Genomic DNA, 22,725 nt, shown 5'->3' with positions numbered 1-22,725 from the left:
GTTTACGTTCGCCGCCCCTTGCCCAGTTCTGCAATGGCAATGCCGCCTAGCACCAGGGTCAGCGCCACGACGTGGAAAAGATGAAGGTCTTCCCCCACCAGCAGGACCGAGAGAATGGTGCCGAAGACCGGCACCAGATTGACGAACAGCCCGGCCCGGTTCGGCCCGATAATGTCCACCCCGCGGATATAGAGAATTTGCGACACCAGCGCCGGCAGCAGGCCAGTATAGAGGATCAGCAGCAGGCCGAACCCGTCCGGCGTGACCATGCGCCCGGCGGCAGCCTCGAAGACCAGAAGCGGAATGCCCGCCAGAATGGCGCCGAGGGCGGTGGCCGCCATCAGGCTTTTCCAGTGCACCGGCGGCTTGAAACGAAGAGCGACCGTGTAAACGCTATAGCACAGCACGCCCAGCAGCATCAGCAGATCGCCAAAATTCAGCGTCAGCGACAGAAGGCTCTTCAGGTCTCCGTGACCGGCGGTGATCGCCACCCCGACGAAGCTGATGGAAAAGCCGATGATCTGCAGGGCAGAGACCGGCACGCGAAACAGCAGGAAATTCAACAGGAAGATCACCACCGGCACGCCGCCCTGCTCGATCACGGCATTGACGACGCTGGTATATTGCACAGCACTATAGAGAAAGCCGTTGAAGGCCGTGAAGCCAATCGCCCCGAGCGCCAGAAGCAGCAGCCAGTGCCGCCTCAGCAGCGGCCAATCGGCGCGGATTTGCGGCAGTGATACGGCAAGAACGGCCAGGAAGGCCAGCATCCAGCGCACGAGATTGAGAAACATCGGGCTGACATGCCCCACCGCCAGCTTGCCGGCCACGGCATTGCCGCCCCAAAGCAGAGTGGTCAGGATGAGATAGGCATAGGCTCTGGCCGGCATGGGTATGTTTTTCCTGCGAAAAAGCAGCGCGACCGGACATCACGCGGAGTTAGGGTTAATCGGTCTTAGCCGCTGTGAAGGATGCTGTGAAGCGCTTTTGGCAGCCTGCACCACCAAGGCGGGCAAAAACCGGCCCCCTGCCCGTCAATGCGGCGATTACCTTTTGAAAATGCGGAGTTTCCTCACAAACGGGTCGCTTTTGGAAAAACAACGCAGTATAGATGCGCGGGTTTGGCATGGCTTCACGGCCATGCGTGAAGATGGCGCGGGAGAAGCAGGCCGCGTGAAGGACAGGATTTTGAAATGACGAATGTCGTGGTGGTTGGCTCCCAATGGGGCGACGAAGGCAAGGGCAAGATTGTCGATTGGCTCTCCGAGCGCGCGGATATCGTGGTGCGCTTCCAGGGCGGCCATAATGCCGGCCATACGCTCGTCATCGATGGCGTTTCCTACAAGCTGTCGCTTCTGCCCTCCGGCGTGGTGCGCGAAGGCAAGATGGCGGTGATCGGCAATGGCGTGGTGGTGGATCCGCATGCGCTGATCGCCGAAATCGGCAAGCTCGCCGCCCAGGGTGTGAAGGTGACGCCGGAAAACCTGCGCATCGCCGAAAACGCCACGCTCATTCTTTCGCTGCACCGCGAACTGGACGGCATGCGCGAAGACGCCGCCTCCAACAGCGGCACCAAGATCGGCACCACACGGCGCGGCATCGGCCCGGCCTATGAGGACAAGGTGGGCCGCCGCGCCATCCGCGTCATGGATCTGGCCGATCTCGACGCGCTGGAAGGCAAGGTCGATCGCATTCTCACCCATCACAACGCGCTGCGTCGCGGCTTTGGCGTGGCCGAAGTGGAGCACAGCACGATAATGGAGGAACTGACCTCCATCGCCGATCAGGTCCTGCCCTTCATGGACAGTGTCTGGAGCCTGCTGGACAAGGAGCGCCGCAAGGGCTCGCGCATTCTGTTCGAAGGCGCACAGGGCTCGCTGCTTGATATCGACCACGGCACCTATCCCTTCGTCACCTCGTCCAACACGGTGGCCGGTCAGGCGGCGGCAGGGTCGGGCATGGGTCCGGGTTCGCTGGGATATATTCTCGGCATCACCAAGGCCTATACCACCCGCGTCGGCGAAGGCCCCTTCCCGACCGAACTGACTGACGAGATCGGCCAGTTCCTTGGCGAGCGCGGCCATGAATTCGGCACGGTCACGGGCCGCAAGCGCCGCTGCGGCTGGTTCGATGCCGCGCTGGTGCGCCAGTCGGTCGCCACCAACGGCATTACCGGTATTGCGCTGACCAAGCTCGACGTTCTGGACGGGCTGGACGAGCTGAAGATCTGCGTCGGCTACAAGCTCGATGGCCAGGAGATTGACTATCTGCCCGCTGCCCAGGCCGCCCAGGCCCGGGTAGAGCCGATCTACATCACGCTCGAAGGCTGGAAGGAATCCACCGTCGGCGCGCGCAAATGGGCCGATCTTCCCGCCCAGGCGATCAAATATGTGCGGCAGGTGGAGGAACTGATCGGCGCGCCGGTGGCGCTGCTGTCAACCAGCCCCGAGCGGGACGACACCATACTTGTGACGGACCCGTTTGAGGATTAAGGTTGATTTTCATTAAAAACAGGGCCATGTCGAAAAATGACATCATGTTGTTTTTCGAGTGGCCCTTGCGGCTTTGCTGAGCCTGGTGGAATGACGGACGTTCGATTACGGGGATGACGCCGCTCCATTTCTTGTATCTGCATCGGATTGCGATGAAAATCCCGAGGATTTTCCGGTTCGATGCTTCAACCCAAAGTGTCTTTCGGCGAGGGACCAAGAGTAGTTTCGGATGGCAGATTTCGTAGCAGTTATTCGGCGCGCCGTGGACGGCCTGTCGAACAATACCCCGGAAATGCGCGTAAAGGTCTATGAAAAGGCTCGCGGCGCGGTTCGCCGGCAGCTCGAGAACATGACGCCGCGGCCCCCAGAGGAAATGCTGCGCCGCCAGCTCGAAAAGCTCGAAGCCGCCATCGTCGACGTGGAATCGGAATATGCCGAGGCCCTGCCGCCCCTGGACGAGCCGGCCTATGCGCCGGAGCGGGAGGCAGAGCCCTACCAGCCGCCGCAGCCTGATCATGCCGAGGTCCACGACCCGGAACCTTACCGGCCCGAGCCCCATCAAGAGCCGGAGGCCTATCACGAGCCCGAGCCGCATCAGCCCGAGCCCCCGGCCTATGACCACGAGCCGGAACCCTATCACGAACCGCCTGCACCGGTGGCGGAACCCGTCTATCACGAGGAACCGCATCACCACGAGGAACCGGTGCGCTGGGAAGAGGCAACGCCGGAGCCGGTGGCGCATCACGATGCGCCGCAGCAGCCGGTAGAGCCCGAGCCGCACCCGGCCTTCACGCCGGTACACGACGAACCCCCGGGCTGGGGTGCACCGTTGACACCGCCTGCAGCCGCCGCCGAGACGGCGCGCCGCAACAGCACCGATGCCTGGCTGGACGAACATCTGGACGAGGTGGCAGCGCATGCGCCCCGCCCGGCCCAGGCGGTTTCGCATGAGGCCGCCAGCCGCCCCGTCTCCATTCCGCAGGCCACGCCGCCCGCCTTCGATGAAGCCTCCGCGCTCAACGATTTTGACGCCTTCGTGCGCGAAAATGCCGGCAATCGCCGGGAGCCGCCGCAGCATACGCCGGATGATCTCCTGCATTGGGAGAAGGCCGATCAGCAGGTGAGCTTCGGCGAAGTCTCCGGCGAAGACGCGCGCAAGGCAGACGATCCGGCCTGGATTTCGGATTTCACGCCGCCGCCGGTTGCCGAAGCACCGGCGCCCGCGCCCAAGAAAACCAAGACAACCCGCAAGCCGACCCATAGCCCGGAGGAAATGGCGGCGGTTCTTGCCAAGAGCGGCAAGAAGACCTCCCGCAGCAAGAGCCGCGGGATCATGCCCTATGTCATCATTCTGGTGCTGGTGCTGCTGGCCGCCGGTGGCGGTTATGCCGCCTGGATGAACCGCGCCAGCCTGGATGCGATGCTGGCGAGTTTCACCAACCGCAGTTCTTCCGGCAACAGCACCACGACACCGGCATCGACCCCGGCCAGCACGGGGCAGCAGCAGCCTGCAAATGCGGCTGCCGGTGACGGCAATCCGCGCAAATTCACCCAGCGGCTGACGCCGGACGGCAAGGAGGTGGATGAAGGCGCCTCCACCGCCACCCCGGCCACGGGTGAAGGCCGCTCCGTCTCGCAGCAGAATGTGGCGGCCCCCGCCGGTACGCCTGCCCAGGCCCCGGCGCAAGGCGCGGCGGCGGGCACGCCCTTCGTGGTGCCGGAAAACGGGCAGAAAGCCTATCTTTATGAAGAGCGCCTCGGCCAGACCACGCCTACGACCATTCAGGGCTATATCCTTTGGTCCGAGGTGAAGGAAACCGGTGACAATGGCCGCGCCGAACCGGTGATCCAGGGCAAGCTGACCATTCCGGACCGCAGCCTGACAGCACTGATCACCTTCAAGCGCAATACCGACAGTTCGCTGCCGGCCAGCCACCTGCTGGAAGTGGTGTTTTCCACCGGCGACAAGTTCGACGGCGGCAGCATCGACAGCGTCCAGCGCGTGACCATGAAGCGCAACGAGCAGGATCGCGGCGATCCGATCGTCGCCGTCCCGGCCAAGATCACCGACGATACCTTCATGATCGCCTTCAACGATTTCGCCGAAGTCGTGGCCCGCAATGTCGACCTGCTGCGCAGCCGCGACTGGATCGATATTCCGGTGACCTACCGCAATGGCCGCCGGGCGCTGATCACGCTGGACAAGGGCGCAACCGGCAAGCCGATCTTCGAAAACGTCATCAAGGAATGGGTCGCCCTTGGCGGCACACAGAACGGCGGCTGATCAAACCCAGCCGTGATACATCGAAGCCCGCCCGATGATCTCATCGGGCGGGCTTTTTTTGACATGCATATCCCGCTTCCGCTCATCCAAACCAAGGCAGCCGCCAGCGACGCCACAGGCTCACAGGCCGCAGCAAATCGACGGGCAGATCCAGATTGCCGGTTCCGGCAAAGGCTTCGGCCAGCCGCCTGCCGAGTCTGAAGCTCAAGGCTGCTCCGGCTTCTTCCCAGCCAGCCAGGGCGAAGAAGCGCTCCCGAGGCTGATAGAGCCGCGGAACGCCGTCGGCGGTGGCGAGCAAACGGCTGACGCGGCGATAGAGAATATCGCCTGTCTTCAGCAGCGGCGACGCTGCATAGAGCCGCTGTTCCAGGCTGGTTTTCTGCTGCCGGGCGCGCCGTCCGCGATAGAGCGCCGAGGCCATGAGATGACCGCCCGGACCTTTGAGAAAGTGAAAGGCGCCAATTTCATCCACCGCCGCATGGCCAAAGGGCAGGATTTCTCCCTGCAACTCCCTGGAAAGCGGCAGGCTGGCCAGTTCATCCAGCCGGGCAGGAACCAGGCTTTTTGCCAGTTCCGGCACCAGTGCCGGAGACAAACGACTATCGGCAAGCAGCATGAAAGCGGCATCGATCCGGCCTGCGGCATGGGAAGCCTGTAGCCCTCCTTCCCGGCTTTCGAGCGCCGAGAGAACCGGCAGGAGATGAAAACGAACGCCTGCCTGATGGCAAAGATGCCTGAGCCCGGCCTGTAGACTGACCGGATCGAGCGTGCCGCCATCCTCTTCCAGCCAGCCGCCCGTCCAGCCCCAGGCCCCGGTGAGAAAGACGATATCGGCATCGTTCAGCAGCCGTATATTGGCCCCGGCTGCGCGCCAGCGGCGCACCTGTTCTCCGGTCACGGCCAGTTGTTCCTGGCCGGAAACGGCGTGGATCACCCCACCGCGACGGGGCGCGGCCTCAATATCTTCACGGGCAAGAAAGGCAAACAATTCGCCCGGCGCATCCGGTTGCACAAGGTTCAGTTCTCCATGACCGCGCTCAGGCCAGTGGGGCGAGTGCACGAAGGCATCGGGAATGGCAAGAGCCGGAGCACCGGGCGCAGCAGTCTCCAGCAGCACGACATCCAGCCCCAGACGAGCAGCATGCAGGGCAGCCGAAAGCCCGGCAAGAGACTCGCCAATCACCAGCAGGTCGGCAAAGAGGCGCTCAGGCGCAACCGTGAGACCCGGATCTGGCTCGGCGAGCGCCTTCCAGACCGGCCAGTCTTCGCCGTTAGAGTGTTTTGACGTGTTTCCGGACGGAAAACCGGATTCCACTTTTCCTGGAAACACTCTGATATGCACCCCCCTTACTCTCGCAGCCCCCACGCGCGCGCCATAATGACAAGTTCCGTGGAAATGAAAATCTACTAAATTTGGGAGGTCTACGAGAGGAAAGGTTAACCTTCCAAAACTGGCAACCTCCAGTCGATAGGGTCAAGTCCTTGAGACTCAAGATAGGCGTTTGCCTTGGAAAAATGCCGGCAGCCGAAGAAACCGTTATGGGCGGAGAGCGGCGAAGGATGCGGGGCTTTCAACACCAGATGCCGCTTCGGATCGACGAAGCTCGCCTTTTTCTGGGCATAGGCCCCCCAGAGCATGAACACCACATGCTCGCGTGTTTCAGCCACCGCATGGATGACGCGGTCGGTAAAGGTCTCCCAACCCTGGCCCTGATGCGACCCGGCCCGGCCCTCCTCGACCGTCAAGACGCTGTTGAGGAGCAGAACCCCCTGTCGTGCCCAATGTTCCAGAAAGCCATGGGGCGCTGGCGGAATGCCGAGATCCTCCTTCAACTCCTTGTAGATATTGACGAGCGAGGGCGGAATGCGCACGCCGGGCCGCACGGAAAAGCACAGGCCATGGGCCTGCCCCGCACCGTGATAGGGATCCTGACCCAGAATGACGACGCGCACCTGATCGATGGGCGTGAGGTCCAGCGCCCGGAAATATTCCGAGCCCTTGGGAAAGATGTGCTTGCCCTCCTCCTTCTCCGCCAGCAGAAACTGCTTGAGATGCTGCATGTAAGGCTGGCCGAATTCCTGGCCGACAACGGCCTTCCAGCTTTCCTCCAGACGCGGTTCTGTCGCAGGCATGGCATCACTCCTCAATAAGTCATGGTCTCGGCATCATCCGTCTCACCCTTTACGCGGGAAAGATGGGCAGCGGCGGCCCTTGCGAGAAGACCCGTATCGCTTTCCGTGGCGATGAAACGGGCACCGGCACGGCTGGACAGCGCGATCATCGCCGGATCGGTGGACATGATGCCGGCAGGCTTGCCGAGGGCTTTGAGGCGGGCGAAAATCTCCTCCACCGCCGCATAGACCTCCGGCACATTGGCGCGGCCGGGAAAGCCGAGATCACCGGCAAGGTCGGCGGGGCCGATCAGCAGCGCATCGACACCCGGCGTTTCGGCAATGGCCTCAAGGTTTTCCATGGCAAGGCGGCTTTCGATCTGCACGATCAGGCAGACCTGATCATTGGCGGTCGCCACATAATCGCCGACGCGCCCGAAATTCGAAGCCCGCCCAAGCCCCGCCCCCATGCCGCGCGTGCCGTCCGGCGGGTAGCGGCAGGCCCGTGCCGCGGCAAGCGCCTGTTCCGGCGTATCGACCATGGGAATGAGCAGGGTTTGAGCGCCGATATCCAGTGCCTGCTTGATCAGCCAGCTTTCACCCGCTGGCAGACGCACGATCCGCTGCGCGGGCAGATGCTGGGTCACAGCCAATTGCTGCGCCACCAGCGGAATATCGTTCGGCCCATGTTCGGCATCGATCAGGATCCAGTCAAATCCCGCCCCCGCGCAGAGTTCGGCCACATGCGGACTGGCCAGCGCCACCCATAAGCCCTGCAATATGGGGCCGGGTTGCGAGAGCGCCTGCTTGAAGGCATTGACGGGAACGGGCATGGGCTACTCCATCGAAGACGAACGGCAGGGCTGTTGATAGCCCTCCCGACGGATTGCGCAAAGGCTTAAATCTTAAAAAGACACGAACGGTCAGGCATTGCGCATCTTGCGGGGCTGAAAGCAGGTTGCCCTTTATTTTGCTTGGATTTTAGTCAAAAAGCGGTGGTCATCCTTTGAAAATCCTGTTTAGGTCGAAGGTGGTGGAGGTTCGACATGGCGCGCAAGACGGTTTCCAATTCCAGGCTGGATGATGCTGCCCGGGCGGGCTGGCTCTATTATGTGGCAGGGCGCACCCAGGACGAGATTGCCAGCGCCATGAACATTTCCCGCCAGAGCGCCCAGCGTCTTGTTTCGCTGGCGGTGGCGGAAAAACTGGTGAAGGTGCGCATCGACCACCCCATTGCCGTGTGCCTGGAACTGGCGGAAGCGGTCAAACAGAAATTCAATCTGAAACATGTGGAGATCGTGCCCAGCGACCCCGGCGCGGAAGCGGCCACCACCGGCATTGCCGAGGCGGGCGCGGCGGAACTGGAGCGCTGGCTGAAACGGCCCGAGCCGCTGACCGTGGCCATGGGCACCGGGCGCACGCTGCGCGCCGTGGTGGACCAGCTTTCCCCGATGGAATGCCCGCAGCACCGCATCGTCTCGCTCACCGGCAATATCAGTCCGGATGGCTCGGCGGCCTATTTCAACGTCATCTTCTCCATGGCCGATGCGGTGAAGGCGCCGCATTTTCCCATGCCGCTGCCGGTCATCGTCTCCTCGCGCGAGGAGCGCGACCTCCTGCACCGCCAGCCGCTGGTGGCGCCCACCATCGAGATCGGCCGCAAATCCGATGTGACCTTCGTCGGTATCGGCGAAATGACCATGAGCGCGCCGCTGCTGCAGGATGGCTTCCTGAAGGAGCCCGAGATGCGCGAGCTTCTGGCCGTCGGCGCCACCGGCGAAATCTGTGGCTGGGTCTTCGATGCGCAAGGGCAATTGCTCGACCATCCGGTCAACCAGCGGGTCGCCAGTATCGAAATTCCCTCCCGCGAAACCTCAAGCGTGATCGGTATGGCACGCGGACGGCGCAAGCATGCCGCCATCCTTGCCGCCGTCCGGGGCGGGCGGATCAACGCCCTGATCACCGATGAAGACGCCGCACAATTCCTGCTTCAGGATGAATGAAGTGTTGCAGCGCATTATGCGGGGCAAGATGCTGAAACGAAAAGAAAAAATTTCAGATCCGCAATAGTTTGCCTGCCCATGCGGCGAAATGATAGAAATTTCCTATCGGACCATTCCGCCAACCGGATTGATCTTCGTCAGTTTTGCGCCAATACACGCCCCATGACGACGAATTTCATTGGAAAAAAATCCGCTGCGGCCGGTGGCTGGGGTGCGTTGAAAAGCTGCGGCAAGCGGCTTCTGGAAAGTGGCGCGCCTCTTTCGGGCGCCCGCACATTGTTGAAAGCCAACCAGCCGGACGGTTTTGACTGCCCTGGCTGCGCCTGGGGCGATCCTGAACACGGTTCTTCCTTCGAATTCTGTGAAAACGGCGTCAAGGCCGTGTCCTGGGAAGCGACGGAAAAACGCGCGACACCTGCATTTTTTGCAGCGCACACCGTTTCGGCGTTGAAACAGCTTTCCGATTACGAATTGGAATTGAACGGGCGTCTCACCCACCCCATGCGCTATGACCGGGCAAGCGACCGATACCTGCCAGTGCGCTGGGAGGAGGCCTTTGCCGAGATCGGCGCCATCCTGAAAAGCCTCGACAGTCCCAACCGCGCCGAATTCTACACTTCCGGCCGCGCCAGCAATGAGGCGGCCTATCTCTACCAATTGTTCGTGCGGCTTTACGGCACCAATAATTTCCCGGACTGCTCCAACATGTGCCATGAGGCAAGCGGCGTTGCCCTGCGTCAGGCCATTGGCGTCGGCAAGGGCACGGTGCTCTTGGAGGATTTCGAAAAGGCGGATGCGATTTTCGTGATCGGCCAGAACCCGGGCACCAACCACCCGCGCATGCTGGGCGATCTGCGCCGGGCTTCGCTGCGCGGCGCCGAAATCGTAGTGTTCAATCCGGTGCGGGAAAAGGGTCTGGAACGATTTTCCGATCCGCAGGACAAGCTGGAAATGCTGCATGGCGGCTCCACCTCCATTGCCAGCCGCTATTTCCAGCCGCGTCTGGGCGGCGATATGGCCGCCGTGCGCGGCATGAGCAAGGCCGTCTTCGCCGCTGACGATGCCGCCCTTGCCGCTGGCCTTCCCTCCCTTCTGGACCGCGCCTTCCTCGCCGAGCATTGCGCCGATTTCGACGCCTACCGCGCCGCTGTCGATGCCACGAGCTGGGAAGCGATCGAGGACCAGTCCGGCTTGACGCGGGCTGAGATTGAAGAGGCGGCGCAGGTTTACCTGAAGGCCGAGCGGGTGATCTGCACCTGGGCCATGGGCGTAACCCAGCATATCCATTCCGTGCCGACCATTCGCGAAATCGCCAGCTTCATGTTCCTGCGCGGCAATATCGGCAGGCCAGGGGCCGGGCTTTGCCCGGTGCGCGGCCACTCCAACGTGCAGGGCGACCGCACGGTGGGCATCAACGAAAAGCCGCCCGCCGCTTTTCTCGATGCGCTGGAGCAGCATTTCGGCGTAGCAATGCCGCGTGAAGAAGGCCACAATGTTCTGGCCGCCATCGGCGCCATGCTGGATGGCACGGCGGAAGCCTTCATTGCGCTTGGCGGCAATTTCGCCCGCGCCACGCCTGACAGCAGGCTGGTCGCTGAGGCCATGGGCCGGATGAAGCTGACGGTGAACATCGCCACCAAGCCCAACCATTCGCATCTGATGCCGGGCGAAGTGTCCTATATCCTGCCCTGCCTTGGCCGCACGGAAATGGACCTGAACTCCAAGGGCCAGTCGCAACTGATCAGCGTCGAGGATTCCATGAGCATGGTGCATGGCTCGGCAGGCATCAACCGGCCTGCCTCGCCGCATCTGAAGTCGGAAGTGGCGATTCTTGCGGGCATTGCCGAAGCAACCGTCGGCAACGCAAACGTCAATTGGCAGGAACTGGCGGAGGATTACGACCTGATCCGCCGCCATATCGAAGCGACCATTCCGGGTTTTGAGGATTTCAACACCCGCCTGCGCAAGCCGCGCGGTTTTCATCTGCGCAACAGTGCAGCGCATCGCGAATGGAACACGCCGAAGGGCAAGGCGAGCTTCTACACCGGCACGCTTCCCAGCGAGACCGTGCATCAGCGCGCCGCCAGGGGCGAAAACCGCTTTGCCCTGCAAACCTTCCGCTCGCACGATCAGTATAACACCACGGTTTACGGTCTCGATGACCGCTATCGCGGCGTTTATGGCGAGCGGCAGGTGATCTTCATTCACCCGGAAGACCTGAAGGCGCTGAATGCGAGCGCCGGCGACCGCGTCGATGTGGTGAGCGAATATGATGACGGCGTGGAGCGCGTGGCGAAAAGCTTCCGCTTCGTGCCCTATGATATTCCGCGCGGCTCGATTGCCGGATATTATCCGGAGCTGAACGTGCTGGTGCCCCTGGGCAGCGCCGGGACGGAAAGCGATACCCCCACCTCGAAATCCATCATGGTCTCCTTCCGCAACAGGCGGCAGGCGGCGTGAGCGCCATTGCCGTCGAAGCAGACGATTTCATGGATCTGGCCGGGCAGATCGCGACACGCGATGCCCGGCTCTCCGGCCTGCAGGCGGGCATTCTGGCCGCCTCGGCGCTGGGCATTGCCCATGACAGCCGCAGTTTTTCCCGCCTGCTCGGTGTGGAACATGCGCTGGTGTTGCGGGAGCTGACCGCACTGGAAGCACTGGGTCTTATCCGCATCACCAGGCGCGATATGAGAACCCTGCGCCGCTATTTCGAACAAACAGAAGCAACAACAGACATTTTACCCGCCTAGAGCATAATTCGACCGGAGTGAAACGAGGATCGATAAAATTTTGCTTCACACATAAAATGTTAGAGCGCCGATCTGATTCTATCAGATCGAAAAGCGCTCTAACTCTCCTGCACCGCTGTTTTCCCGCACGGGCCGCCGCCATCCCGCCGCGGCCTTTTTGGGAGCATTTCAGGGTTTTCTGAAAACACTGAAATGCTCCAACTCTTTGTTTTAACGCATTTCCGGACGGAAAATCGGATTCCACTTTTCCTGAAAATGCTCTTTTCCCACTCGAATTTCAGGGTTTTGCGCAGTGCAGCGACGAATCTGCGTTGACAAGTTGCGGCACATGGTGAGTAATTGCCCATGAGCAAAGCGAATGCTCATTGATGGCGCAAGATGTTGCCATCAACGGTTATCACGAACCGCATTCCGGGCTGGGGGACATGGCCTTCTCCGGGATGACAATCTTCTGGGAGGAAGATGATGACATTGAAGACCCTTTTGCTCGGCGCCGCCTCGGTGCTGGCGCTTTCCGGCGTGGCGTCCGCAGAAACCCTCACCATTGCCACGGTGAACAATGGTGACATGATCCGCATGCAAAAGCTGACGGATGACTTCACCAAGAAAAACCCCGGCATCGACGTGAAATGGGTGACGCTGGAAGAAAACGTCCTGCGCCAGAAGGTCACGACCGACGTTGCCACCAAGGGCGGCCAGTATGACGTGATGACCATCGGCATTTACGAAGCGCCGATCTGGGGCAAGCAGGGCTGGCTCGCGCCGCTCGACAAGCTGACCGCGGACAAGGATTACGACGCTGCCGACCTTCTGCCGCCGATCCGCTCCGGCCTCTCCGTGGATGGCAAGCTTTATGCCGCGCCCTTCTACGGCGAAAGCTCGATGGTGATGTATCGCAAGGACCTGTTCGACAAGGCCGGGCTGAAAATGCCCGACGCGCCGACCTGGGACTTCATTGCCGATGCGGCCCGCAAGATCACCGACAAGTCTTCCGAGACCTACGGCATCTGCCTGCGCGGCAAGGCAGGCTGGGGCGAGAACATGGCCTTCCTGACGGCCACCGCCAATTCCTTCGGCGCGCGCTGGTTCGATGAAAACTGGAAGCCGCAATTCGACCAGCCGGAATGGAAGAAGGCGCTGGACTTCTACGTCAAGCTCATGAAGGACGCAGGCCCGCCCGGCGCTTCCTCCAACGGCTTCAACGAAAACCTCGCTCTGTTCCAGACCGGCAAGTGCGGCATGTGGATCGATGCGACCGTTGCGGCTTCCTTCGTGACCAATCCGAAGGAATCCAAGGTGGCCGACAAGGTGGGCTTTGCGCTCGCCCCCGATAACGGCCTTGGCAAGCGCGGCAACTGGCTGTGGTCCTGGAACCTCGCCATTCCCGCCGGTTCCAAGAAGGTGGAAGCCGCCGAGAAGTTCATCGCCTGGGCAACCTCCAAGGACTATCTGAAGCTGGTGGCCGAGAAGGATGGCTGGGCCAACGTGCCTCCGGGCACCCGCACCTCGCTTTACGCCAATGCGGATTACCAGAAGGCTGCCCCCTTCGCCAAGATGACCATCGACAGCATCAACTCTGCCGACCCGAAGCATCCGACCGTCAAGCCCGTGCCCTATGAGGGCGTGCAATATGTGGCGATCCCGGAATTCCAGGGCATCGGCACGGCTGTGGGCCAGCAGTTCTCCGCCGCCCTTGCAGGTCAGGTGACCGTCGATCAGGCGCTGAAGAGCGCCCAGCAGCTCACCGAGCGTGAGATGAAGAAGGCGGGCTATCCGAAGAAGTAAGCATCTGCTTTGCGGTGAGCCTCTCACACGAGGCTCACCTCTTTGCCGTCCTCATTTTCAAAGACAGACACTCAAGAGGCGGGACCCCATGGCGACGACCCATACCCACTCCTCGGCCCGGCTGATGATGGCCCCGTCGGTCATCCTGCTCTTTGCCTGGATGATCGTGCCGCTCGGAATGACGATCTATTTCTCGCTGCTGCGCTACAATCTGCTGATGCCCGGCACGGAAGAATTCGCCGGGCTGATGAATTACCAGTTCTTCCTCACCGATCCGGCGTTTTTCGCAGCACTCACCAATACCCTGCTGCTGGTGGGCGGCGTGCTGGCCATTTCCGTGATCGGCGGCATTTTGCTGGCGCTGCTGCTGGACCAGCCGATGTTCGGCCAGGGCCTTGTGCGCGTGCTGGTGATAGCCCCCTTCTTCATCATGCCGACGGTGGCCGCACTGGTGTGGAAAAACATGCTGATGAACCCGGTGAACGGGATTTTCGCGTGGATTTTCCGCCTGTTCGGGGCCGACCCCGTTGATTGGCTGGCGGTGATGCCGCTTTTTTCCATCATCGTCATCGTGGCCTGGCAATGGCTGCCCTTTGCAACGCTCATTCTGCTCACCGCGCTTCAGTCGCTCGATGAGGAACAGAAGGAAGCCGCCGAAATGGACGGTGCCGGGGCGATCTCGAAATTCATCTATATCGTGCTGCCGCATATGGCGCGGGCGATTACCGTGGTGATCCTGATCGAGACGATCTTCCTGCTGTCGGTCTTTGCGGAAATCCTCGTCACCACCAATGGCGGTCCGGGCACGGACAGCACCAACATCACCTATCTCGTCTACACCCAGGCCCTGCTGCAATTCGATGTGGGCGGCGCATCCGCCGGCGGTATCGTCGCGGTGGTTCTGGCCAATATCGTCGCGATCTTCCTGGTGCGGATGATCGGCAAGAATCTGGAGGCGTGATCATGGCCCGTGCCGTATCCACCCAACGAAAGCTGACCTTCACGGTGATTGCCTGGACCATCGGCTTCCTGATGTTCTTCCCGATCCTGTGGACCTTCCTCACAAGCTTCAAATCGGAAGGCGATGCCATTGCCTCGCCGCCGGTCTTCCTGTTCTTCCACTGGACGACGGAAAACTATGTCGAGGTGCAGGGTCGCTCGGATTATTTCAGCCACTTCTTCAATTCGGTGGTGATTTCCTTCGGCTCGACGCTGCTCGGCCTTCTCATTGCCATTCCCGCCGCCTGGGCCATGGCGTTTTCGCCGACCAAGCGCACCAAGGATGTGCTGATGTGGATGCTGTCCACCAAGATGATGCCGCCGGTGGGGGCGCTGATCCCGATCTACCTGCTGTTTCGCGACAGCGGCCTGCTCGATACCCGCATCGGCCTGGTCATCGTGCTGACGCTGATCAACCTGCCGATCATCGTCTGGATGCTCTACACCTATTTCAAGGAAATACCGGGCGAAATCCTGGAAGCCGCACGCATGGACGGCGCATCGCTGATGAAGGAGGTGATCTATGTGCTCACCCCCATGGCGGTGCCCGGCATTGCCTCCACCCTGCTGCTCAACATCATCCTGGCGTGGAACGAGGCTTTCTGGACGCTCAACCTCACCACATCGAATGCGGCACCGCTCACCACCTTCATCGCCTCCTATTCCAGCCCCGAAGGCCTGTTCTACGCCAAGCTCTCCGCTGCCTCGACCATGGCGATCGCCCCCATCGTCATTCTCGGCTGGTTCAGCCAGAAGCAACTGGTGCGTGGCCTGACCTTCGGCGCTGTGAAGTAGATATAAGGAATGTAACCCATGGGCAGCATTACCCTGCAAAATGTTTCGAAGACTTTCGGCGAAGCCAAGGTCATTCCGAATATCAATCTCGAGATCAACAATGGCGAATTCGTCGTCTTTGTCGGTCCGTCCGGCTGCGGCAAGTCCACCCTGCTCAGGCTGATCGCCGGGCTGGAGGATATTTCCGGCGGCAAGATCCTGATCGACGGGGCGGATGCCACCGACAAGAAACCCTCCGAGCGCGGCCTTGCCATGGTGTTTCAGTCCTATGCGCTTTATCCGCATATGAGTGTGCGCTCCAATATCGGCTTTCCGCTGAAAATGGCGGGCATGGACAAGGCCGAGATCGACCGCAAGGTGACGGATGCCGCCCGCATCCTGAACCTGACTGATTATCTCGACCGCAAGCCGCGTCAGCTCTCGGGCGGCCAGCGCCAGCGTGTCGCCATTGGCCGGGCCATCGTGCGCTCGCCGCGCTGCTTCCTGTTCGATGAGCCGCTCTCCAACCTCGATGCGGCGCTGCGCGTCAACATGCGGCTGGAAATCTCCGAACTGCACCAGAAGCTTGGCGCAACCTCCATCTATGTCACCCATGACCAGGTGGAAGCCATGACTATGGCCGACAAGATCGTCGTGCTCAATCGCGGCAATATCGAGCAGGTCGGCTCGCCGCTGGAGCTATACCGCAATCCGGCCAACCTGTTCGTCGCGGGCTTTATCGGCTCCCCGAAAATGAACCTGATTTCCGGCTCCGTCGCCCAGCAGCATGGGGCGCACACCATCGGCATCCGCCCGGAACATGTGACGCTTTCCACCACGGAAGGCGCCTGGAAGGGCAAGGTGACGATTGCCGAACATCTGGGCTCCGACACCTTCCTGCATGCCGATGTCGAGGGGATCGGCCCGATCACGGCGCGCGCCGGGGGCGATTTTCCGGTTCGCCATGGCGAAACTGTTTTCATCACCCCGGATGCAAGCCGCATCCACCGCTTCAATGACAAGGGAATGGCAGCATGACGGGTCGTCTTCAGGGCAAATCGGCGCTGATCACCGGATCGGCGCGGGGCATTGGCCGCGCTTTCGCGGAAGCCTATGTGCGCGAAGGCGCAACCGTCGCCATCGCCGACATCAATCTGGAACGGGCTGAGGAGACGGCGCGGGAGATCGGCCCGCAGGCCTATGCCGTGCATCTCGACGTGACGAAGCAGGACAGCATCGACGCCGCCATCCGCGCCGTTGAGGAAAAGACCGGCGGCATCGATATCCTGATCAACAATGCAGCACTTTTCGATCTCGCACCCATCGTCGAGATCACCCGCCAGAGCTATGATACACTGTTTTCCATCAATGTCGCGGGCTCGCTCTTCATGCTTCAAGCGGCAGCCAAGGCGATGATCGCGCGCGGCAAGGGCGGCAAGATCATCAATATGGCGAGCCAGGCGGGCCGCCGGGGAGAAGCGCTGGTGGCGGTCTACTGCGCCACCAAAGCGGCGATCATTTCGCTCACCCAATCAGCCGGTCTCGACCTGATCAAGCACGGCATCAATGTCAACGCCATTGCCCCCGGCGTGGTGGATGGCGAGCATTGGGACGGCGTCGATGCGCTGTTTGCCCGCTATGAAAACCGTCCCCTCGGCGAGAAGAAAAAGCTGGTGGGCGAAGCCGTGCCCTATGGCCGCATGGGCACAGCCCAAGATCTCACCGGCATGGCGATTTTCCTCGCCTCGCCCGACGCCGATTACATCGTCGCCCAGACATACAATGTCGATGGCGGCAACTGGATGAGCTGACAGCATTATTCCATTTCAGGACAGAATCCCATGACCGTCAAATTATCGCTTGCCACCCTGAAAGACGCTGCCGCCCAGGCGGCCATTCCCGCTTACACGCGCGAAAGCCTCACCCCCGGCATCCTGCATTTCGGCGTGGGCAATTTTCATCGCGCCCATCAGGCCATCTACCTGCATGAGCTGTTCAATCAGGGCAAAAACCTCGATTTCGCGATCATCGGCGCGGGCGTGCTGCCCTCTGACGCGAAGATGAAGGAAAAGCTAGCCGCGCAGGATTACCTGACCACGGTGGTGGAGCAGGATGTGGCAAAAAGTGCCGCCACCGTTACCGGTCCGATGGTGGACTTCATCGCTGCCCCCGAGTTTGGGGCCATCATCGCCAAACTTGCCGATCCGGCAACCCGCATCGTCTCGCTCACCATTACCGAAGGCGGCTATTTCATCGATCCCGCCACCGGCAAGTTCGATCCCAAACATCCGGCCATTATGGCGGATGCGAGCCATCCCGACCAGCCGAAAACCGTGTTCGGCCTGATCATCGCCGGGCTGAAGCGTCGTCGCGCGGCGGGCCATCCGCCCTTTACCGTGATGTGCTGCGACAATATTCCCGGCAATGGCGAGGTGACGGAAGCAACCGTGACCGGGCTTGCAAAGCTCTCGGACCCGGATTTTGCCCACTGGATCCACGAAAACGTCGCCTTCCCCAATGCCATGGTGGACCGGATCACCCCCGCCACCGGCGAGCGCGAGGTGGCGATCACCCGCGACACCTATGGCATCGAGGATCAATGGCCGGTCTTTTGCGAAGAGTTCAAGCAATGGGTGCTGGAAGACAAGTTTCCGCTGGGCCGTCCGGCCTTCGAAGAGGTCGGTGTGACCTTCGTGCCGGATGTCGCGCCCTATGAGCTGATGAAGCTACGCATCCTCAATGGTGGCCATGCGGCGATTGCCTATCCGGCCTCGCTGATGGACATTCACTTCGTGCATGAGGCCATGGAAAACCCGCTGATCCGCGCCTTCCTGGCCAAGCTGACCCATGAGGAAATCATTCCCGTGGTGCCGCCGGTGCCTAATACCAGCCTGCAGGACTATGCGACGCTGATCGAAGCGCGTTTTTCCAACCCGAAGATTGGCGACACCATCCCGCGTCTCGCCCAGGACGGGTCCAACCGGCAGCCGAAATTCATCCTGCCGTCTACGGCGGACCGTCTGGCCAAGGGGCTGGACGTCAAGGGGCTGGCGCTGGTTTCGGCGCTGTGGTGCCGCTATTTCGAAGGCACGTCCGACAGCGGCAAGGCTATCGTCTTCAACGACGCCAGCGCTGAGCGCCTGCAAAAGACGGCGCTCGCCAGCCGCAACGATCCGCTGGTCTTCCTCGGTCTGGACGATATTTTCGGGGCGGTCGGGCAAAACCCGCTGTTCCGGCAGCGCTTTACCGAGGCCTTGACCTCGCTTCGCACCCATGGCACGGCGGAAACATTGCAACGCTATCTTGATGGGGCGTTGGGGAAATAAGCATTCCCAGGAAAAGTGCGTAGCGGTTTTCCGTCCGGGAATGCGTGAACCAAAAAACAGCATTCCCAGGAAAAGTGTGTAGCGGTTTTCCGTCCGGGAATGCGTCAAAACAGAGAGTTTGAGCGTTTCCATGAAACACGGAAACGCTCTGAACAAAGGGGCGGCCATGCACCGACCGGCGACACAGCTGGTGATTTTCGATTGCGACGGCGTGCTGGTGGACAGCGAGCCGATTTCCGTCGAGGTACTGGTGGCCGCCTTCCGCAAGGCGGGTGTCGGGATCGACGATGCCTATGTCTATGAAAACTTCCTCGGCCGCAGCATGGCGACCGTGGTGGAAACGGCGAAAGAGCAGTTTTCACTTTCCATCGATGAGGGTTTTCTCACCGGAATGCGCGAGGATCTGTTTCAGCGATTTCGCCAGGACCTGAAGGCAATCGAAGGTCTTTCCAGCGCGCTGGACGCGCTGGAGGCTGAAGGCATTGCCCGTTGCGTCGCCTCCTCCTCCAACCCCGAACGCATTCAGCTCTCCCTCTCCGTCACCGGGCTTCTCCACCGCTTCGAGCCGCATATCTTCAGCGCCACCATGGTGAAGAACGGCAAGCCCGCGCCGGACCTTTTCCTGCATGCCGCCGCGCAAATGGGGGTGGAGCCGGCGCATTGCGTGGTGGTGGAGGATAGTCCCGCCGGGATCATGGCGGCAAAGGCGGCGGGCATGCGGGCGCTTGCCTTTTGCGGCGGCAGCCATGCCGTTGGCGAGCGCCATCATCAGACCATTGACGTGCTCTCTCCGGACGCCAAATTTGACGTCATGACCGACTTGCTTCAATTTGTCTGATAAAGCGGTTTCGATCATGCGGAAGACGAGAGAGCATTTCCAGGAAAAGTGTAGTCGCGGTTTTCCGTCCGGAAATGCGTAAAAAACAAAACTGAGAGCATTTCCAGGAAAAGTGCAGTTGCGGTTTTCCCTCTGGAAATGCGGCAAACAAAGAATCAATCGTTTCAGGGACGGAAACAGATCGGCATGCAGGATCATGTGATTGCGGTGGATGTCGGAACCGGCAGCGCGCGGGCGGGCGTGGTGTCGCCCGAAGGTGTGCTGCTCTTCCGGGCGGAGCATCCGATTATTCTCGCGCGCCCGCGCGACGATCTGGGCGAGCATGATTCCGAGGATATCTGGGCCGCCTGTGTCACCGCCATCCGGGCAGCGCTTGAAGGGTCCCGCCTTGAGGCGGCAAGGATCGGCGCCATCGGCTTCGATGCCACCTGCTCGCTTGTCCTGCGTCGCCGGGACGGATCGCAGCTTGCGCTGCGGACGGAAGGGAACCGCCGCTTCGATACCATCGCCTGGCTCGATCATCGCGCCAAGGCAGAGGCGCAGCGCTGTTCAGCACTTGACCATCCCGTGCTCCGGCATACCGGCAAGGTCATGTCGCCGGAGGCGGAAATTCCCAAGCTGATGTGGCTGAAGACGCACAGGCCGGACCTGTGGGCCGAAGGCGGACAATTCTTCGATCTGGCGGATTTTCTCACCTGGCGGGCCACCGGCTCCACCGCCCGCTCGCTCTGCACGCTCACTTCGAAATGGACGTTTTTCGGTCATGCCAAACCCGGCTGGCAACGCGATTTTCTGGCCCTTGCCGGGCTTGCCGACCTGCCGGAAAAGGGCGGCCTGCCGGAAGAGGCCCATGCCGTCGGGGCCGCCGTCGGCACGTTGAGCGAGGCGGTGGCCGCCGAGCTTGGCCTTTCCACTGCCGTCAAGGTGGCCGCCGGCATGGTGGATGCCTATGCCGGGGCGCTGGGCGTGCTGGGCGCGGCGGATCTTGGCGCCCGCGACGAGGCGCAGGTGGCGCTGATTGCCGGAACCTCCAGTTGCCTGATTGCGCTGGGGCGCGAACCGGTTTTCGGTCACAGCCTCTGGGGGCCGTATTATGAGGCAATCTTTCCCGATCTCTGGCTGGTGGAGGCCGGGCAATCCGCCACCGGCGCGCTCCTCAACCATCTCCTGCGCATCCATGCCGAAGGCGGTGAGCCGGTGACGGCGCTGCACCGCCGGGTGATTGACCGCATTCAGGCACTGAGAGCCGAGGAAGGACCCGCGTTTGCCGCCAAGCTGAACGTGCTGCCGGATTTTCACGGCAATCGCTCACCCTTTGCCGATCCGACGCTGACCGGCGTGGTGAGCGGGCTGACGCTGGATGCCTCCTTTGACGGCCTGTGCCGCCTTTATTGGCGGGCCTGTGTGGGCATTGCCCTCGGTATTCGCCAGATTCTGGAGGTGATGACCGGCGGCAAGACACCCCTGCCCCGGCTGCATCTGACCGGCGGCCATGTGAAAAACCCCTTGCTGGTGGAGCTTTACGCCGACGCCACGGGCTGCGAACTGGTGGTGGCCGAGGAAACGGATGCCGTCCTGATCGGCACCGCCATGAACGCCGCCACCGCAGGCGACATTTATGCAAGCCTTGCCGCGGCCGGTCAGGCCATGGGGCCAAGAGGCCGCATCATTGCGCCCAATCCGGCGCGCCGGGCAAGTTATGACGGCGATTACGCCCGCTTTTTGCTGATGCAACGCCACCGCGAAGAACTGCGGACACTGTAAGGCGCAGCAAGCGGCCTTGCATGCAAGGGCTTTCCTTTCTATATCCTCAAGCAAGAAGCCGCTGCAACCCGGCGACACGCTTGGCATGGCCGGACACATCACGACGCCGCGTGCCGGAATGCATCAATAAAGAGATCGTCTTCGTGAATACGCTGGATTTTGACAAGAAGCCGGAAGATACGCGCGTTGTCGTTGCCATGTCGGGCGGCGTCGACAGTTCCGTTGTGGCGGGCCTTCTGAAGCGGGAAGGTTATGACGTTCTCGGCATCACGCTGCAGCTTTACGACCATGGCGCCGCCGTACACCGGGCAGGTTCCTGCTGCGCGGGCCAGGATATCGACGATGCGCGCCGGGTGTGCGAAACGCTTGGCATTCCCCATTACGTGCTGGATTATGAGCAGCGCTTCCGCGATACGGTCATCAATCCTTTCATGGAAAGCTATATTGCAGGCGAAACGCCCATTCCCTGCGTAGCCTGCAACCAGACGGTCAAATTCGCCGATCTTCTGGTGACCGCCCGCGAACTGGGGGCCGATGCGCTGGCGACCGGCCACTATATCCGCTCGAAATCCATGGCCCTGCCGGGAAATCCCGGCCATCGGGCGCTGTTCCGTCCGATCGACAGCGAGCGCGACCAGAGCTATTTCCTCTTTGCCACCACGCAGGAGCAGATCGATTATCTGCGCTTTCCACTGGGAGAGATGTCCAAGGCCGAAACCCGCAGGCTCGCCGAGGAAATGGGCCTGGTCGTGGCGCAGAAGGCCGACAGCCAGGACATCTGTTTCGTGCCGCAGGGCAAATATGCCGATATCATCACCAAGCTGAAGCCGAATTCGGCGCTGGCGGGCGAGATCGTGCATCTCGATGGCCGGGTGCTCGGCCAGCATGACGGCATCCTTCACTACACGATCGGCCAGCGCAAGGGGCTTGGCGTCGCCACCGGCGAACCGCTTTACGTCATCTATCTCGATGCCCGCTCGCGCCGCGTCATCGTCGGGCCGCGCGAGGCACTGGAAACCCACCGCGTCTATCTGCGCGACATCAACTGGCTGGGAGACCGCCCGCTGCAAGACGAGGCAAGGGAGGGCTTTGCCTGCTTCGCCAAGGTGCGCTCCACCAGACCGCCTGCCCCGGCGACCCTGCATGCCGATGAAAACGGCGTTTATGTCGATCTCGATCTTGGCGAGGCAGGCATTGCCTCTGGCCAGGCCTGCGTGCTCTATTCCGCCCCCGGCGCAGACGCCCGCGTCTATGGCGGCGGCTTCATCGACCGCTCGGAGCGGCAATCGGATGCGGAAGCGGCGTTGAAAGCCCTGCTCGCCAGCCCCGCCGCTGCCTGAAAACCAAAGCCTCACAAAGACTTGCCAGTCTTACGGCTTTTTTGGCACTGCCCGCTTGACTTTGCGCCAAGCCAAGCCTTATAAGCCGCCCATCACATCGGACGGCTTTCGACCGCAAGCCTTTATGTGCCGTGTGGCGGGATAGCTCAGGTGGTTAGAGCGTGGGATTCATAACCCCAAGGTCGGCGGTTCAAGTCCGCCTCCCGCTACCATTTTCCAGGAAGTTTTCTGAAATACGACATGCAGCCTACGACTGCT

Annotated in this window: 19 protein-coding genes and 1 tRNA gene; 16 read left to right on the top strand and 4 right to left on the bottom strand. The window is 61.4% G+C overall.

What is annotated here, in order from left to right; genetic code table 11:
- Positions 1–2 precede the first annotated feature (2 nt).
- Positions 3–890 carry a DMT family transporter gene (locus QO005_RS17145; protein ID WP_307159286.1) on the bottom strand — a complete coding sequence of 296 codons (888 nt, stop codon included), beginning with the start codon at positions 888–890 and terminating at the stop codon, positions 3–5.
- Here QO005_RS17145 and QO005_RS17140 point away from each other — a divergent pair.
- The 3 genes from QO005_RS17140 to QO005_RS17130 all read left to right on the top strand — a co-directional run bounded on the left by QO005_RS17140 (position 889) and on the right by QO005_RS17130 (position 4,776).
- On the top strand, positions 889–1,197 hold the full coding sequence (locus QO005_RS17140; protein ID WP_307159285.1) for a hypothetical protein: 309 nt from the start codon (positions 889–891) through the stop codon (positions 1,195–1,197). The genes QO005_RS17145 and QO005_RS17140 overlap by 2 nt on opposite strands.
- Positions 1,194–2,492, top strand: coding sequence for an adenylosuccinate synthase (locus QO005_RS17135; RefSeq protein WP_307159284.1), 1,299 nt, complete (start codon positions 1,194–1,196; stop codon positions 2,490–2,492). The genes QO005_RS17140 and QO005_RS17135 overlap by 4 nt, the downstream gene beginning before the upstream one ends.
- Before the next feature lie 229 nt (positions 2,493–2,721).
- Entirely contained in the window at positions 2,722–4,776 is a 2,055-nt protein-coding gene (locus QO005_RS17130) for a hypothetical protein (RefSeq protein ID WP_307159283.1), read from the top strand.
- 82 nt (positions 4,777–4,858) lie between these two features.
- Here the strand turns inward: QO005_RS17130 and QO005_RS17125 are convergent, their stop codons facing one another.
- The 3 genes from QO005_RS17125 to QO005_RS17115 form a co-directional block, all read right to left on the bottom strand.
- Positions 4,859–6,091, bottom strand: coding sequence for an NAD(P)/FAD-dependent oxidoreductase (locus tag QO005_RS17125; protein WP_307159282.1), 1,233 nt, complete (start codon positions 6,089–6,091; stop codon positions 4,859–4,861).
- A 122-nt stretch (positions 6,092–6,213) separates the two neighbouring features.
- The gene (gene ung, locus QO005_RS17120) at positions 6,214–6,909 is read right to left on the bottom strand and encodes a uracil-DNA glycosylase (RefSeq protein ID WP_307159281.1); all 696 of its coding nucleotides are present in this window, start codon (positions 6,907–6,909) and stop codon (positions 6,214–6,216) included.
- A gap of 11 nt (positions 6,910–6,920) precedes the next feature.
- Positions 6,921–7,721 carry an HpcH/HpaI aldolase family protein gene (locus QO005_RS17115; RefSeq protein ID WP_307159280.1) on the bottom strand — a complete coding sequence of 267 codons (801 nt, stop codon included), beginning with the start codon at positions 7,719–7,721 and terminating at the stop codon, positions 6,921–6,923.
- 213 nt (positions 7,722–7,934) lie between these two features.
- On the opposite strand from QO005_RS17115, the gene QO005_RS17110 reads away from it, so the two are divergent.
- The 13 genes from QO005_RS17110 (at position 7,935) to QO005_RS17050 (ending at position 22,679) form a co-directional block, all read left to right on the top strand.
- A complete protein-coding gene (locus QO005_RS17110; RefSeq protein ID WP_307159279.1) occupies positions 7,935–8,891 on the top strand; it encodes a sugar-binding transcriptional regulator in 957 nt (318 codons plus the stop codon).
- Positions 8,892–9,053: 162 nt separating this feature from the next.
- Positions 9,054–11,351 carry an FdhF/YdeP family oxidoreductase gene (locus QO005_RS17105; protein ID WP_307159278.1) on the top strand — a complete coding sequence of 766 codons (2,298 nt, stop codon included), beginning with the start codon at positions 9,054–9,056 and terminating at the stop codon, positions 11,349–11,351.
- Complete coding sequence (locus QO005_RS17100; RefSeq protein ID WP_307159277.1) at positions 11,348–11,641, top strand: hypothetical protein; 294 nt, start codon at positions 11,348–11,350, stop codon at positions 11,639–11,641. The genes QO005_RS17105 and QO005_RS17100 overlap by 4 nt, the downstream gene beginning before the upstream one ends.
- Before the next feature lie 465 nt (positions 11,642–12,106).
- On the top strand, positions 12,107–13,426 hold the full coding sequence (locus QO005_RS17095; RefSeq protein ID WP_307159276.1) for an ABC transporter substrate-binding protein: 1,320 nt from the start codon (positions 12,107–12,109) through the stop codon (positions 13,424–13,426).
- A gap of 88 nt (positions 13,427–13,514) precedes the next feature.
- Positions 13,515–14,387: a carbohydrate ABC transporter permease gene (locus tag QO005_RS17090; protein ID WP_307159275.1), complete on the top strand. Its 873-nt coding sequence runs from the start codon at positions 13,515–13,517 to the stop codon at positions 14,385–14,387.
- A 2-nt stretch (positions 14,388–14,389) separates the two neighbouring features.
- Entirely contained in the window at positions 14,390–15,220 is an 831-nt protein-coding gene (locus tag QO005_RS17085) for a carbohydrate ABC transporter permease (RefSeq protein WP_307159274.1), read from the top strand.
- 18 nt (positions 15,221–15,238) lie between these two features.
- Positions 15,239–16,237 (top strand): ABC transporter ATP-binding protein, encoded by a 999-nt coding sequence (locus tag QO005_RS17080; RefSeq protein ID WP_307159273.1) that lies wholly within the window; start codon positions 15,239–15,241, stop codon positions 16,235–16,237.
- Positions 16,234–17,010: an L-iditol 2-dehydrogenase gene (locus tag QO005_RS17075; protein WP_307159272.1), complete on the top strand. Its 777-nt coding sequence runs from the start codon at positions 16,234–16,236 to the stop codon at positions 17,008–17,010. The genes QO005_RS17080 and QO005_RS17075 overlap by 4 nt, the downstream gene beginning before the upstream one ends.
- 30 nt (positions 17,011–17,040) lie before the next feature.
- Entirely contained in the window at positions 17,041–18,525 is a 1,485-nt protein-coding gene (locus QO005_RS17070) for a mannitol dehydrogenase family protein (RefSeq protein WP_307159271.1), read from the top strand.
- A 166-nt stretch (positions 18,526–18,691) separates the two neighbouring features.
- Entirely contained in the window at positions 18,692–19,363 is a 672-nt protein-coding gene (locus QO005_RS17065; protein ID WP_307159270.1) for an HAD family hydrolase, read from the top strand.
- Positions 19,364–19,549: 186 nt separating this feature from the next.
- Positions 19,550–21,127, top strand: coding sequence for an FGGY-family carbohydrate kinase (locus QO005_RS17060; protein ID WP_307159269.1), 1,578 nt, complete (start codon positions 19,550–19,552; stop codon positions 21,125–21,127).
- Positions 21,128–21,270: 143 nt separating this feature from the next.
- Complete coding sequence (gene mnmA / locus QO005_RS17055) at positions 21,271–22,467, top strand: tRNA 2-thiouridine(34) synthase MnmA (RefSeq protein WP_307159268.1); 1,197 nt, start codon at positions 21,271–21,273, stop codon at positions 22,465–22,467.
- A gap of 135 nt (positions 22,468–22,602) precedes the next feature.
- Positions 22,603–22,679 (top strand) — tRNA-Met (locus QO005_RS17050).
- The last annotated feature ends 46 nt before the right edge of the window (positions 22,680–22,725 follow it).

It is taken from the genome of Allorhizobium paknamense (assembly GCF_030815125.1).
In the GTDB taxonomy this organism is placed as follows: domain Bacteria; phylum Pseudomonadota; class Alphaproteobacteria; order Rhizobiales; family Rhizobiaceae; genus Allorhizobium; species Allorhizobium paknamense.
Note: the sequence above shows the minus strand (reverse complement) of the source record. Positions and strands in the feature narration are given on the sequence as shown.